Below are 14,780 nucleotides of genomic sequence, written 5' to 3'. Positions count from 1 at the left end.
GACGACAATCATTAGGAGGTTTTAGAAATGGTGACAACAACTAAAAAGAAACTCAATGTATCAACAATGACAAAAGTAGCAATGTTAAGTGTAATCGCATTTGTATTAATGCAACTTGAATTATTAATTCCGATTTTCCCAGCATTTTTAAAAATTGATGTGAGTGATTTACCAGCATTAATTGGCGCTTTTGCACTTGGACCATTTGCGGGTGTTGCAATTGAAGCAGTTAAAAATATTTTGCACTTATTACAAACGACAACCGGTGGTGTTGGCGAACTTGCTAATTTTGTAATCGGTTCTGCAATCATCGTTCCAGCAGCACTCATCTACAAAAAAAATAAATCAAAAAAATCAGCGATTATCGGTTTGGCTATAGGTACAATTGCAATGGCAATAACCGGTGCACTTGCTAACTACTTCGTCTTAATTCCATTTTATACAGCTTTCATGCCAATAGATGCAATCGTAGGAATGGGTACTGCTGTAAACCATAATATTAATTCGGTATGGGATTTGGTTTTACTTGGCATTTTACCTTTTAACTTATTTAAAGGTGCAGTTCTTTCCGTTTTAACTTTAATTCTTTATAAACACTTATCACCAATCCTTCACAAAGGGATGTAATCAGTAGAAAACAATAATAAAGCCTGTCTAAATTCCAAAATGGAGATTTAGCCAGGCTTTTCTTTTTTTAAGACTTATACTGTTTTGTTAAAGCAAATGGATTTAAGCGTTTCTTCTTAGATTTGCCATCATTCTAGCGAGTCCGCCACCATTTTCTAAGTTAGTAAAGCCATAAGCTTTAAGAATTTGAACGGCATAAGCACTTCTTGCTCCAGAGGCACAATAGAGTGTGATTTGACGATCTGAACTACCCAAATCATCAACTTGAGATTCGAGCTCATCAAGAGGAATGTTGATTGCTCCAGGATAAGCACCATAAGCAAACTCTTCTTCTGTTCTTACGTCGATAATGATCGGTTCGTTTGTTGCTTCCTTTTTCGTTTCAACGACGACTGCTTCATTTTCAACGGTTGCGTTTTCAGCTGCTTCACCAAGCGTCTTCGTTTCAGGAGCTGGCAGTTTGAGTTCAAAGTTTGCAGGTGATAAAGCTCTAACATAATTTGAGAGACTGATGAAACCACCGCTTACGTTGATGACGTTTGTGAATCCAGCACCAACGAGTGTTCTAAGGGCTTGATGACCTTTCTTACCAGTTTGATCATAAAGTAAAATTAAGCTGTTTGGATCGAGTGTTGCAAGAGAGCTAGATAATACTTCTAATGGTAGGTTGATAGCGCTTTCAACATGTGCCTTTTCATATGAGAAAACATCTCTCAAATCGATCCAAGTTGCTTTTTTACCCTCTAGGAAAGCGTCTAATTCACTAATTGTCAAAGCAGGTGAGAAACCTGACATTCTGTTTTCAGCAACATAAGATGCCATATTGATTGCATCATTTGCATTGCCAAGTGGTGGTGAGTATGCAAAATCAACATCTGACAAATCAGATACTGTAAGCTTAGAAGCGATCGCTGTCGCTAAAACGTCAAGTCTTCTATCTGCGCCTTCATAACCAGCGGTTTGTCCGCCAATGATGGTACCTGTTTCTTTATCGTATACGACGAGGACGGTTACCATTTCAGCACCAGGATAATAAGAAGTATGGTGCTCTTTATGAACGACGATGGCATCTGCGTTAATTCCCTCAGCTCTTGCAGCTTTAAGAGATAAACCAGTTGTACCAGCAACTGCTTCAAATACTCTTACAATTGATGTACCGATACTACCTTTATACTCGTGTTTCTTACCAAATGCATTTTCAGCAGCAATTCTGCCTTGTCTGTTTGCAGGTCCTGCTAATGGAATTCTTACCTTTTTGCCAAGAACTCTGTGCTCGAGTTCAATCATATCCCCAGCAGCATAGATACTGTCATCGCTTGTTTTTAAAGTTGAATCAACCAGTAATCCGCCAGCTTCACCAAGAGCTAAACCTGATTCTTGAGCAAGCTTTAAGGTAGGTCTAACGCCGATTGACATTAAAACCATATCCGCTTCTACGGTTGTACCATCTTTCAAGATGACATTTGATTTGCCAACTTCAGCTAAAGCTTTGTTTGTATATAATGAAACGCCATATGCCATTAACTCTTCTTGAATAAATCCAGCGATTTCAGCTTCCATGATTCCCATAACATGTGGCATCATTTCGATAACAGAAACCTTCATCCCTCTTTTAGCAAGTGCTTCAGTCATTTCAAGACCGATAAATCCGCCTCCAACAACAACTGCCGTTTTAGGATTTTTATCTGTAATAAATGAGTTGATTCGATCCATATCGTCTAGAGTCCAAAGTTGGAAAACATGATCTTGATCTGCACCGGGAAGTGGTGGTGCAATCGGCTTGCCACCTTGTGCTAAGATAAGTTTCGTATACTCAAAGCTTCTTTTTTCGCCAGTTTTAGCATTTAAAGTATGAACGACTTTGTTTGCTCTGTCAATTTCAGTTGCAGCAGTGAAGATGTGCACATCTGTGTTGTATTGTTCTTTAAAACTTTCTGGACTTTGTAGGATCAATTTTGATCTGTTCTTAATATCGCCACCGATATAGTAAGGAAGCCCACAGTTTGCAAAAGAAATATCAGCGCCTGCTTCTAAAATAGTAATTTGAGCGTCTGCTGAAAGTCTTCTCGCTTTAGCTGCTGCTGTAGCGCCTGCAGCGACACCACCAATAATAACGATTTTCTCCATTTTTCACCTCTTATAATGTATTAAATAGGGGAACCTCATAATAAAGAGCGTTCCGTAATTTTACAAACACCCCCCTACCTAGGGGGTCTATTTCATTTTATAGGCATTTATTTCTAATGTCAATCTATAAAAAATGAACAAATATTTAAGAAACCGAAAAAAAAAATCTTTTTATTGCAATAATAAATAAAGCTTGCTTGTTGGTATGGATTTGCTAAACTATTAAGGGGCACGAAATATCGAGGTGACTGATGCGATTGATGACGGAAGAACAGAAAAAAATAAGATGGCAAATCCTAACTTTCTTAATACCCATTTTGATTTCAAGTATCCTAGAAATGTTAGTGGGCATCGTTTCGATGAAGCTAATAGGTGACCTTGGATCTGAGTCCATCGGGGCTATGGGTCTGAGTACACGGGTAAGAGGGATTATCTGGGCAGTTTACAAGGGAATCGCAATTGGTGTTCAAGTTGTCGTTGCACAAGCCTATGGCGCAAACAATCCAGATAGAATCAGACGTGCATTATCTCAAACCATAGGATCAATTTTTTTAATTTCAATGTTGTTTTTATCCTCTATGCTAATCGTACCACAGTTTTGGTTAGGTACATTGTTTGGTGCAAAAGGCAGCTTGCTTGAAACGGGTATAAAGGTTCTTCGAGTAGTGGGATGTGGTATGCCGTTCCTTGGAATCGTCCTAATCATATCAGGAGGACTTCAAGGCAAAGGGGACGCTAAAACGCCTATGATGATCAGTGGCCTTATGAACGTCCTAAACGCTTTGTTTGGTGCTGTTTTGGTATATGGGTTGTTTGGTATGCCTGAGTTAGGACTTATGGGAGCTGCATATGGACTTGCACTGTCGCAATTTGTAGCTGCGATTTTCGCTTTGTACTTAACTTTAAGAAAATCTGGCATATTATCAGGTGTAAGGATAAAGGCATTCTTTAATTTCAGTAAAGATATTATGACTTCTGTTTATAATACTGGTGTGCCAAGTGCAATTGAATCTCTGTTTTGGCAACTGAGTTCTATTCTGCTTATTAGAGCAATTCTAACCTATGGGGAAGATCCGTATGCAGCCTATCAGCTTGGATTACAGGCAGAGAGTGTCGCATACATGCCTGCTGCGGGATTTCAAATAGCAGCGACGGCGTTTATTGGACGCTATTTAGGTGCTAAGCAGCCTGAGGTCGCAAAAAAGTATTTGAAGGAGATCTTATTAGGAGCCATCATAATATCTATGATTGGTGGTGGTATGTTAGTCGCCTTCCCAACCGTCTTACTGGGATTTATGACACCTGATGCAAAGCTGATTGAGATTGGGAGCTTTTACTTATTGGTGTGCGGTCTGGCACAAGTGCCTCAAAATATTGCAGGCGTATTAGGTGGTGCTTTAAGAGGTGCGGGCTACACAAAAATGCCGATGTATGCCGCGTTTGTTGGTCTGTACATGGTACGAGTACCTATTGCATTAACGGCAGCATATGTGTTTAATTGGTCGGTAAATATCATCTTCTTGGCAATTGGTATAGATATGTCTGTAAGACTGATTCTCAACGGATTCTTATATCTTAGAACCAACATTTATCAAAAGCCCAAAATCGTTTAATTAAGTAAGGGTTCTTTAAATCATATTACGCATATAAAAAGGGAGTCGCCATAATGGGACTCCCTAATTTTATGTGATTAGATTTTATAGCGTTTTAACTCATCTTTTAAGAAGAGAACTACTTTTTCTAGCTCGCTGATATTTGACGTTAATGAAATGATCTCTGAAGAGAAGTTTGTAACGTTTGCACTCATTTCCTGCGATGTTGCAGAGTTTTCTTCTGCGATAGCTGCAAGTGTATGCATGTTCTCAAATACGCGATTGATTTTAGCAGTTTCTTCTGAGAGTTGCTTAGAAATCTCAGAAATGGAAGTAGATACACTTTTGATTCTACTTGAAGCATGCTTACTTTCATCGGTTACGTTTTCCATAGTCTTAGTTCCGTTTTCAAGCTCTTTGAACTGATCGTTAACTTGCTGAACCATGCTATTAACGCCTTGTGTAAAGAGCTTTAAGCTACTGTTGATGGTATTAACAGCTTGCTTTGAGTCTTCTGCTAGCTTTCGAATTTCTTCTGCGACAACGCTGAAACCTCTACCCATTTCGCCTGCTCTTGCAGCTTCGATAGATGCGTTAAGCGCGAGTAGGTTCGTTTGCTCTGCGATACTTTCAACAGTACTTACAATTGTGATGATATCCGAAACTTTTTCACTAAGTTCATTACCTTGCGCATTTACTTCTGCAAATTTATCTTTAACACCGTTTAATTTTTTAGAGACATCTTCGAGGTCATTAAATGAAACTTCAATTTGCTGTACTGCTGACTCAAGGCTTTCTTTACCTTCAAGTTCTCTTTTACTGATGGTATTTAAGATCTCGATGTTATCAGACAGGATGCTGACAGAGCTTTCAGTTTCTGTTGCTTGATGTGTTGCACCCTCCGCAACTTCTTGAACTGCACTTGCAATTAAATCTGATACTTCACTTAAATTTTTAGCGACAGTCGAGAATTTACCAGTAAATGAGTAAAGGTCATCGAGACCACCTTTGATATAAGTGATTTCTTCTCTTAAGCTTTCCTTAGCAGATGTTAATCCCTTATAGGTTGATTCAAATTGGTCGCCAGTTCGTACGATTAAATCCTCAGAAAGCTCAAGCGCTTTAATTTTTTCAAACTCAGTTGATAAATCTTTAATTGGCTTGTGAACTGAATTGGCATTTAACAAACCACCTAGGAAGACGACAACAGGCGTAGCAATTAAAAGTGGGATATTTTCTAATCCATTTAAAATGATAACTGCCAACAAGGATAGCAAAGTTGGGAAAATTATAATTTTAAGAGAAGGTGATTTTAAGAAGCCTAGTGATATAAATTTAGAAAATCCGTAAGAACGCACTTGCTTTGGCGTTTTTTCAAATGCCAAGTGAATTTTAACCACATGTGTACCATCAGAATCAATTTTCTGATCGATAATTTTAGCATCAATTTTTTCATTAAAATGCTTGCCAACGCCTTCTATTAATCCCATCAAATAAGCTTGAAGACCACGTTTGGACTTGTAAGTGATTACCATATTTTTTGGATCAAGTTCATCTGGAATCAATCTAGGTGGTTTTGCACCTGGAATCATCTTTGTAAGCTGTGTATGGATTTTATCCATCATACCTAAAAAGCCCATTGCTGATGATTTGTCAAAGAAAGATGGAAACCATTTATAAAATGATGCGATGTTGTTTTGACCAAGTTTTTTCCAAAGTTCTTCAGTCGATAAACCTTCGTGTCTTGCAAACGCAGCCATTAAACTCATAATTTTTGCATCTTCAATTTCTTCTAAGGGTGTAATTAGTTTGTGCGGATTCCACCCTTCTTTTGTCAAAATATCATTTTTAGTTTTTTCACCATAGATGGTAACGATGGTGTTAAGCCAAATATTGACGACAGTTCCTTTCATTGTTCACCTTCTTATTAGTATTTTGTTATGTGATCTGATACGAAAGGTATCGCATCAGCGAGATTTAGATATGTTGAAAACAGTTTAATATCATTATATAGTAGAAAGAAAAAAACGGGTATTCTTTTTTAAAACATTTAAAAAATTGTTCAAACATATGTTAAAATAGGGTGAGGAGGAAGTACTATGTCAAATCCGATTTTAGTCCTAGTCGCCTTGGTTGCGGTAGGTATAGTCTCTTATGAAATTGGGAATCGATATTCTTATATAAGATTGAATCGAAATAAAGTGTCTTTTGAAGAAGACCCTTTATTGACCTTGCATAAAATTCATAACAAAGAGTTGGATTATGATGTGCTTCTAGAAAACTTTGCCGAATCCGTCGTGCTTGTGGATGCTAACATGAGAGTAAATACCAAGTGGTGGCACATTGCAGATGACACACAAATTTCTAAGTCTGCTGAGATTGATGTGCCTAATTTCTTTCATGAACTCGGGTACTTAGAAACTGAGGTTATTGAAGAGATGTTCACTGAACTCTTTATGGCTGATGATTATCAACAAAGACAACAGATTATTTCATTATTACCCATTGAACAACACTATAAAGATAAAAAAATATCTTTTAGATACAATTATATTGCACAAACACAACAACTTGCAATTTTCATCGCAGATGAAAGTCAATTGACGACACAGTTTGAAAAATTCCATACCAAAATCATGGAGATGGAAACTGCGCTAGAGGTTTTTCGTCATCAGAGAGATTTTAATAGTTTAAGTCAAAAGTACAATCGAATGATCAATGAGGAGTTGGACCGAATCTTTACATTTTCTGAAGATGTTCCGACGATTATGAATCAGCTGAGTTCAAAACTACATGAAATTAAAGGTGCTTGTAGGGTCCTTAAGATGTCTCATTCAGTGGATGAAATCGATCGGTTTTTAAGTGAGATGTCTAAATTGCCAAAGGATTTGACTTTTAATCAGTTTAAAAAACAGATTGAGCATCTTGGGATAGCAGCATTATTAGAAGAAGATTATCAAAATCTGAATCATTATTTGGATCGTGATATATTGACTGCTAGAAATATATCTGTGGAACTAGAGGCATTGGAAGAGCTAAAACGATTGATATTATCGTTAGAGGATTCGAGTGAAAAGCAACAGCTCTTGAATCGTTTTAATAGTATTGGATTTGTGAGCATTCATGAAATCATAAGACGGTTTGATAATTTTGCACAAGACTTGGCTAAAAAGCACAATAAAAAGCTCGCACCGATTAAGTATGAGGGAATACCATTATTCTTCGACGAAGAACAGTATAAAGAGATGATCAGTAGCTTTATTGAGCTCGCTGCAAATGCAATTACTCATGGTATTGAATCTCCGGCTGAGCGTTATCTAATTGATAAGTCTGAAAAAGGTCATTTAATCGTTAGAATGCAAAGATTTAATGATGGCTATCTAATCGAACTGGAGGATGACGGCCGTGGTATAGATATCAATGCTATTAAAGAATCCCTTTACGAGAGCAAGACCATATTTTTTGACGACATCGTCACTATGTCAGAACAAGAAGTATTGTCCAGTATATTTAATGAGGGAATCGCCAGTCAAGGCTATTTAGGCGAGGGACTTTATAATGTAAGGCAAAAGGTCGAGCAGATCGGTGGAAGGATTTCAGTACTTTCTGCACAAAATAAATTCACCAAGTTCACTGTTTTTTTACCTAGCCTAAGTGAAAAGAACGCTACTAAAGCTAAATAATAAAATCAAAAAGGTGGTCTTTTGTAAAGCAAAAGAACCACCTTTTATTTATGCTTTTAATTGATCTAGTTTTTGGATGAGACGCGTTACAAAATGTCGCGTAACGTCTTGTGTAGGATCAAACGTAGATATGGTTTCATTAAACAAGGTTAAAGCATCTATTGGAGCGCTTAATCGATAACATTGCTGATAGAGACGAATGATTTTCTCTGTGAGCTCAAGAAGCGCCTCTGAGCCCAATGTGTCTAAGAGGATTACATTCTCATTGCCACTCAGTGGTTGATCTGGGTGCAGGTTTAATCTCTGTGATAAAGGGATATTGCTTAAAATTCCCTTTTCTCTATCGTGTAGAATGTTCTCAGTACCTGAAAATACAAACATGACATGCTTCATTTCACCAGAGGTAGATAAGTCGATGAGGTGTTTGAGGTTGTTATAACCCACCTGTCTCAAATCACTTCTCTCACCGGTCACTTGATCGATTTCATCGATAAAAACGACGAGCCCTTTATAGTTCAGTAAAGTAATAAGCTTGATAAAAGCGCGTAAGAAATCCATGGTATTTGTTTTATCCACTGCGCCGACGAGTTCATACTTTTGCTTGAGCTCATATGGGACATTTTTTTCACCTGTAAGCCATGCACACGAAACATTGGTCATCTCCTGATTGCGCTGAATACGACCGCGCATAAAGCTTAAAAAAGCCCTTGCATAGTTCATGTTGTATTTCGAAAGTTCTTGGCAAACGGTGTTCACCTCGAATCGCTTTCTGTCTGAAAACGGAGCGTTTTGCAAGTTCTCGATCCATAAGTCAAAGATGTCTTCAAAAGAGACTTTCATATTTGGCTTGCTTTTCAAATAAAGATTATGCATAATCGCATAATACAGGTCTTCAATTTTATTGAGTCTAAAGCCATTGTTAACCTGAAAGGAAGCAATGATAAAATCTTCATTGATGGCAGCTTGCTTATACGTGTTGACAAGAAGTGATTTTCCCACGCCAAAAGGCCCGGTGATGAGCTTGACCATACCAGCACCTTTCCCAAGCAAATGAAGGGCGTGCTTAAACGAATCCATCTCTGCATCTCTGCCGGAGAGGATGGTCTCAGAGTTGTTAATAGGCGACGTGCCGCTTCTCAACGCATTGATCATTCTGAGGGCTTCTTCATTTGATAATAACAATTGGGACCTCCTTTAGGTACAGTGAACTAAAACAGTAATATCCCTATTATAACCTTTTTGTAATAATGAATAAATTATAATTTGAAACCTAGCCATAAAATCAATACAATGGAGATAGTGATTTCGTTAGAGGAGTATCAGATGACGTATGATGTGATAATCGTTGGCGCAGGTGCAGCCGGTTTATACCTTGGCGCACACCTCAATGGTGCCAATGTATTAATTCTTGAGAAAAACAATCGGCCAGGTATAAAAGTACTCGCTTCTGGATCGGGGCAATGTAACCTGACGCATAGTGGCTATATCAGTGCTTTTCACGAACGCTACGGCGATCACAAAAACTTTGTTAAACCTGCCCTTAAGGCACATGATAATAAAGCAGTGATTGCCTATTTTGAGTCACTTGGGCTAAAAACGATGGAGAGAGAAGATGGCAAGGTGTTTCCCGCTTCATTAAAAGCAAAGGATGTCGTTGCGGCACTTATGCGTCAAGTTCAGCACATACGCTATCAATCTAACGTCAAATCAATAGAGCAAAATGAAAATGGCTTTGTTATCTCTCTTGAGACAGGCGAAGCGTTTAATGCTAAATATGTAGTCATCGCTACGGGTGGTAAAAGCTATCCGACGATGGGGAGTACGGGCGACGGCTATTCACTGGCTCAGACTCTCGGTCACAGCATCGTACCTCCCAGACCGGGATTAACAGGCGTGGTCACAAGAGAAAAAACACTTTTAGCTTTACAGGGACAATCCTTTAAAAATTGCATCATAACTTGTACTGGACCTAAAACCAATCGACAAATCAAAGGCGATTTGTTAATTACACATTTTGGGCTAAGCGGACCGGTCGTTCTCAACCATTCGAGATGGCTCTATCCAGGAGATCAACTAAAAGTAAACTTTTTAGGCAAAGCACTGGAAATCGTTGAAAAGGAATTTCTTGAGGCAGTAAACTGCAATGGTGATAAACCACTTGCATTTTGGTTGAATCAGCTTGAAATTACCGATACGTTTAAAAATTTCATCGTCGATGCTTTAGAAAAAGAAATGTCTATTCAAGGCTTGGCACAAATGAAACTGGGCAATATCGACAAACTTCTTAGAAAAAGATTGCTTTCTTTATTATTGGCATATCCACTAGAGATTGAAAATTTAATCGGCTATCAACAAGCGATGGTAACGGTGGGTGGTGTTTGTTTAGAGGAAGTCTCTTCTAAAACGATGATGTCAAAGACCGTTGAGAATTTATATTTTATAGGAGAAGTGCTCGATATAGATGGTGATACAGGTGGCTACAATTTGCAGTGGGCATTTTCCTCTGCATTTGCAGTTGCTTCCGAAATAAATAAAAAAATACAGACCTATTAGGGGGACTTATGAATCGCAAGACAAAAGGTTTATTGAGTGTAATGATTCCTGTAATCGCATGGGGAATCTCTTTTGTGAGTACGGAATTTTTATTAGATTATTTAGGTGCGATGACGATTGGCGCGATTCGATTTGTCATTTCAACTGCAATTCTATACGGCGTAATGCGTGCGACGAAAACACCGCTTAAAATTGATAAAAAGGATCACTTTTTATTTGTGATTGCAGGTGGAGTGGGTATTGCCATTTACTTCTTTTTTGAAAACACCGGAATAAAGTATATTTCCGCATCGCCATCTGCATTAATCATAGCGGCAATCCCGATGTTTACACTGATTTTTGAAGCGATTATCTACAAACGTGTGGTAAAATGGGTAGACGCTTTGGCCATATTGGCTTCGATCATAGGCGTGCTCCTCATCGTCGATTTAAGGTGGAATGAATTCTTTAAAATTGAAGAATCTTTCGGTTATTTGATGATGATCGGTGCGGTTATATCATGGGTGATTTACTCTATGGCATCTAAACCGTTATTTGCAAAGTACAGCTATTTAACCATCGTGTATTATCAGTTTTTATATAGCTTGCCATTTTTCTTATTGGCAGTGCCTTTTGAACACAACCTTTGGTCTGAAATCAATGTTGAAGCGGTAATCCATCTTGTGTTTTTAAGCGTTTTCGCTTCAGTTCTTGGTTTTTATTACTATGCCAAAGCAATGGATCTATTGGGTGTGACAGAATCGTCGATCTTTATCAACTTTTTACCTATAGTAACGATTGTTTTTAGCTACTTCTACATGGGGCAAGCAGTGACCTTCAAGCAACTCATAGGCGGTGCATTTGTCATGCTTTCCGTGACAGTAACAACGCTATACGATAAGCAACAAGCTTTAAAAAGTGAATTAACCGCTAAGGGTTAAGTGGTATTTTGCCGATATGTTTGTAAAGAGACTATGGGATGCATCCTTGATTACCAAAGTCATTTCAGAGGTGAACAGATGAAAATCAGTGCATTTTTACAAAACATTCAATCGGCAGCAAAAGCGACAACGCAAACGACAACAGGGGCACAAGGTGAAAAATCAGTTAGTGAAACCCTGCTTCAGGATTATAAAAAAGAGCTACCGAGTTCGGTAGCTTCTCTATATGATAAATACCAGATGAGCCCTACCTCAGACGAGGTTAAGGGCATTCAGTCTTTTTTGAAGAACAGCAGTGCATCAAAAGACAACCAATTGATGTCTATCGATATTGCGCTTTACAAAGGCATTTCGCCAAGTGAAGAGAATCTACAGGCTATTTCACAAGCGCTTGATCACGATCAAGAGGTGGTGGCTTCACTGACTGAGATGCCAACAGCTGAGACCCCATTAACTAAAGCTGAAACACTTGATTTGATCGATCGGTTAGAGCTTCCTAAAAACCTGACGGAAACCTTAAAGCAGCTGGTCAAAGAGGGCGTGTCCCTTAAAGATGCAGTTAAATTACTGGCTAAAATGTTCCTTTCACAGTCAGGCTCGGATGCAAATAGCGCATCTAAGCTAATTTCATCATCTGTAACTGACTTAAAAAGCACGATTGAAGTGCTTTCTGCATTAAAGAAGGCTTTCGAAAGTCTTTCAAAGGAAGAGATCCTTTCTAAGCTTAGCCATGGAACTGATTTAAGCGCTAAGCTGATTGCCTTAATCGAAAAACAGCTTGAAAAAGTTATGACAAATAATGTCGCAGTCAATGATGCGTCAGCTGGTTTATCCAAGGACCAAATAGGCATTATCAAAACAGAGGACACACTTGAATATGAACTTAGCGATGCGGATGCTAATACCGCAAAGGGTGAAGCGACTGTTGGTTCTGCGTCAAATACCAAAGTGTTTTGGGACCAGACGAGTGAAAATGAGCATCAAGATAAACTCGATTTAAGTCAAGCGTCTATGGGAAGACAGGCGAGTGCTAGCGGCGCAAGGTTAAGCGAAGGTTCCGAAACGGATCGAATACATGACAGTGAACCATCTGATTCGGAAGTGTTAGAAGGTGTAGATCCGCTTTCTTCAGTTGCTGAGAACACGGGTGATATTGAGGCGCTAATAGAGGCTGCAATTGGTACGGTCATCGGCCAAATGGCTGAAGTCTTTGAAAGTATACAGTCCTCGTTTGACTTTAAAACGTATTTGGTGGAACAGACAACAGAAGCGACCATTAGGGCAAAACAGTCGTTTGATCAAATGAAAACAGAGATGACAGCATTATTGGAACCCGATTCCGGTAAGCTAAGTACTCAAATTGGCACAGCCATAGATAAGCTCAATAAATTTATCCTGAAAAGTGATGTTACACTTATGGTGGATATGTTTACTGAGAAGAAATTGATTGCTTTGTCCAGCGAACTTGAAAAAGCGGCTGGATTGCTTCAGCAGGGCAAGCTCAAGGAAGCCCAAAATGTCGTAAATGAGGGGATTAAACTCCTTAAAAGTATAGAATTTCAACCGAGCCAAAGAAGGATACAGGTGTTTGTTTCTAGTAAAGGCGAGGCAATCCTCGACGCCTTGGGCGAAGGTGAGAAAGTAGAAAATGCTAAGCAAAGCACTTTAGAGCAAGCTATAAGACAATCGCTACAAAACAACAATGGCAATAAGCTTTCAAGAGACGTGGTGGAAACTTTGCGCTATTTAGGGTTAAATCATGAAGTTGAAGTCGCCGATGCGGTTGAAAAACTGGATTTTGAAGCTCTAAAGGAACGAAGCAATACCAACGTTAAAGAGATACTTCTCAAGATGATGAACGAAGACAAACAAGAACGAACTGTGACTGCCACCGAGCAAAACTTAATGAATCTCAACGGACAACAAATGATGAATGATTCGCAAAGTGGGAAACAGCCTTTTTACTTTTTCAACGTACCGATTATGGATGGCGAAGATTTAGGCAATGTGAAGATTTTCATGAAAGGCGCAAGTAAAAACGCGAAAATCGATTGGCAGAATACTGAAATCTATTTTGGTATGAAACTCAACACACTTGGTACTACTGGAATAAGAGTAAAAATTACACAAGGACAGTTAGATGTCGCTGTGACCACAGAGCATCGTGAGGTTCTTGAATCAGAACTGAGCGGTGTTATGAGTACCTTGTCTGAACTCGGTTTCAATATCGGTAGCTTAACCTTTGATACAAGTGATGCGTCAAAACAAGATCAACCGCTTAAAACCTCTGAAATGGTTCACCTATCAGGAACAATAGAGGATAGAGGAAGAGTGGTTAAAAAGTCGGATGAAGGAAAGGGGTTTGATTTTAAGATATGAAACCTTATGAGACCTATGAGATAGAGGATGATTTTGAAAGCTTTACTGAGAAACTGATTGCTGAAGCAAAAGAAAACCAGATCCCTCTTAATGAAAATGTCACACAAACGAAACATATGGTGAAGTCTGACTTGAGAGATGTGATACCGCCTCAATTGTACGCATTGATTGGGCAAATTAATGAGGCAATTGAACGCTCTGCGGAGTCTTTAGGGCGTAATTTACCATACAAGAACCATCAAAAATAAGGTATAATAAGATTTGAGTCTAGGCTCAAATCTTTTTTTTATATCACAACATCTCGTTTGTGGTAAAACTACGTCAAAGTAATATCATGGGGATTGAATATTGATGTTAAAATGTCGTAGTTGTTAGAAGCGTATAAAGTAGAGCATGTCCGTATGTATCACAGGATCTAAAGAGAGGAACTTCTATGAAAGTTGAGAAATCTACCAAATCAGGAAAAACAAGTACCGTTAAGCCAAACGCTGGGATTAAAACAGAAGAAAAACCCAAAATTAGTTTCACTGAGATTCTAGCTTTTAAAGATTATGATCAGCAAAAGGAAGAACTTCAAAAAGCTTTAGATGAAATTGACCGTAAAGGGCAAGCCTTAGTGGAAAATAGAACCGTTGAAAATCTTTATGCCTACAAGGATTTAATCAAAGGCTTCATAGAAGAAACGGTTCTAAAGGGACTAGAAATTAAGGAGCGTAGAGGATTCTCAAGAACCGGTCGAACTAAAGTTATGAGAACCGTCTCTGAGATCGATGCAAAGCTCTTAGAATTAACCAATCTCATCATCAAAAGAGAACATAAGGAAATTAATGTCTTAAAAAAAGTGGGGGAAATACAAGGTTTACTTGTGAATCTCGTGATCTAAATAAATCATCATTATG

Annotated in this window: 11 protein-coding genes; 8 read left to right on the top strand and 3 right to left on the bottom strand. The window is 38.5% G+C overall.

Annotation, left to right across the window (positions count from 1 at the left end; genetic code table 11):
* Positions 1-27: 27 nt before the first annotated feature.
* Positions 28-627, top strand: a complete 600-nt coding sequence (locus AC4PID_RS06050; protein ID WP_492134666.1) for an ECF transporter S component — start codon at positions 28-30, stop codon at positions 625-627.
* 102 nt (positions 628-729) lie between these two features.
* Here AC4PID_RS06050 and AC4PID_RS06045 read toward each other — a convergent pair whose 3' ends face one another.
* A complete protein-coding gene (locus tag AC4PID_RS06045; RefSeq protein ID WP_492134665.1) occupies positions 730-2,754 on the bottom strand; it encodes an FAD-dependent oxidoreductase in 2,025 nt (674 codons plus the stop codon).
* A 251-nt stretch (positions 2,755-3,005) separates the two neighbouring features.
* Between AC4PID_RS06045 and AC4PID_RS06040 the strand changes: the two genes are divergently transcribed.
* Complete coding sequence (locus AC4PID_RS06040) at positions 3,006-4,367, top strand: MATE family efflux transporter (RefSeq protein WP_492134664.1); 1,362 nt, start codon at positions 3,006-3,008, stop codon at positions 4,365-4,367.
* Between the two features lie 77 nt (positions 4,368-4,444).
* Here AC4PID_RS06040 and AC4PID_RS06035 read toward each other — a convergent pair whose 3' ends face one another.
* Positions 4,445-6,259, bottom strand: a complete 1,815-nt coding sequence (locus tag AC4PID_RS06035) for a heme NO-binding domain-containing protein (RefSeq protein WP_492134663.1) — start codon at positions 6,257-6,259, stop codon at positions 4,445-4,447.
* A 186-nt stretch (positions 6,260-6,445) separates the two neighbouring features.
* Between AC4PID_RS06035 and AC4PID_RS06030 the strand changes: the two genes are divergently transcribed.
* Positions 6,446-8,029, top strand: coding sequence for an ATP-binding protein (locus AC4PID_RS06030; RefSeq protein WP_492134662.1), 1,584 nt, complete (start codon positions 6,446-6,448; stop codon positions 8,027-8,029).
* Between the two features lie 48 nt (positions 8,030-8,077).
* Here the strand turns inward: AC4PID_RS06030 and AC4PID_RS06025 are convergent, their stop codons facing one another.
* The gene (locus AC4PID_RS06025) at positions 8,078-9,211 is read right to left on the bottom strand and encodes a BREX system ATP-binding domain-containing protein (protein WP_492134661.1); all 1,134 of its coding nucleotides are present in this window, start codon (positions 9,209-9,211) and stop codon (positions 8,078-8,080) included.
* Positions 9,212-9,352: 141 nt separating this feature from the next.
* Between AC4PID_RS06025 and AC4PID_RS06020 the strand changes: the two genes are divergently transcribed.
* The 5 genes from AC4PID_RS06020 to AC4PID_RS06000 all read left to right on the top strand — a co-directional run bounded on the left by AC4PID_RS06020 (position 9,353) and on the right by AC4PID_RS06000 (position 14,764).
* Entirely contained in the window at positions 9,353-10,582 is a 1,230-nt protein-coding gene (locus tag AC4PID_RS06020; protein ID WP_492134660.1) for a BaiN/RdsA family NAD(P)/FAD-dependent oxidoreductase, read from the top strand.
* Positions 10,583-10,590: 8 nt separating this feature from the next.
* Complete coding sequence (locus tag AC4PID_RS06015; RefSeq protein WP_492134659.1) at positions 10,591-11,502, top strand: DMT family transporter; 912 nt, start codon at positions 10,591-10,593, stop codon at positions 11,500-11,502.
* 78 nt (positions 11,503-11,580) lie between these two features.
* A complete protein-coding gene (locus AC4PID_RS06010) occupies positions 11,581-13,881 on the top strand; it encodes a hypothetical protein (protein WP_492134658.1) in 2,301 nt (766 codons plus the stop codon).
* Entirely contained in the window at positions 13,878-14,129 is a 252-nt protein-coding gene (locus AC4PID_RS06005) for a hypothetical protein (protein WP_492134657.1), read from the top strand. The genes AC4PID_RS06010 and AC4PID_RS06005 overlap by 4 nt, the downstream gene beginning before the upstream one ends.
* 185 nt (positions 14,130-14,314) lie before the next feature.
* Positions 14,315-14,764 carry a YaaR family protein gene (locus tag AC4PID_RS06000; RefSeq protein ID WP_492134656.1) on the top strand — a complete coding sequence of 150 codons (450 nt, stop codon included), beginning with the start codon at positions 14,315-14,317 and terminating at the stop codon, positions 14,762-14,764.
* Positions 14,765-14,780 lie beyond the last annotated feature (16 nt).

The sequence above is a fragment of the Fusibacter sp. QWL-12 genome, assembly GCF_058683495.1.
The sequence above is the reverse complement of the archived record's forward strand: the minus strand, read 5'-3'. Positions and strand labels throughout refer to the sequence as shown.

Bases quoted from the DNA above. Each gene is read 5' to 3' on its own strand.
- AC4PID_RS06050 (WP_492134666.1), top strand. From the start codon at position 28: ATGGTGACAACAACTAAAAAGAAACTCAATGTATCAACAATGACAAAA.
- AC4PID_RS06045 (WP_492134665.1), bottom strand. From the start codon at position 2,754: ATGGAGAAAATCGTTATTATTGGTGGTGTCGCTGCAGGCGCTACAGCA.
- AC4PID_RS06040 (WP_492134664.1), top strand. From the start codon at position 3,006: ATGCGATTGATGACGGAAGAACAGAAAAAAATAAGATGGCAAATCCTA.
- AC4PID_RS06035 (WP_492134663.1), bottom strand. From the start codon at position 6,259: ATGAAAGGAACTGTCGTCAATATTTGGCTTAACACCATCGTTACCATC.
- AC4PID_RS06030 (WP_492134662.1), top strand. From the start codon at position 6,446: ATGTCAAATCCGATTTTAGTCCTAGTCGCCTTGGTTGCGGTAGGTATA.
- AC4PID_RS06020 (WP_492134660.1), top strand. From the start codon at position 9,353: ATGACGTATGATGTGATAATCGTTGGCGCAGGTGCAGCCGGTTTATAC.
- AC4PID_RS06015 (WP_492134659.1), top strand. From the start codon at position 10,591: ATGAATCGCAAGACAAAAGGTTTATTGAGTGTAATGATTCCTGTAATC.
- AC4PID_RS06010 (WP_492134658.1), top strand. From the start codon at position 11,581: ATGAAAATCAGTGCATTTTTACAAAACATTCAATCGGCAGCAAAAGCG.
- AC4PID_RS06005 (WP_492134657.1), top strand. From the start codon at position 13,878: ATGAAACCTTATGAGACCTATGAGATAGAGGATGATTTTGAAAGCTTT.
- AC4PID_RS06000 (WP_492134656.1), top strand. From the start codon at position 14,315: ATGAAAGTTGAGAAATCTACCAAATCAGGAAAAACAAGTACCGTTAAG.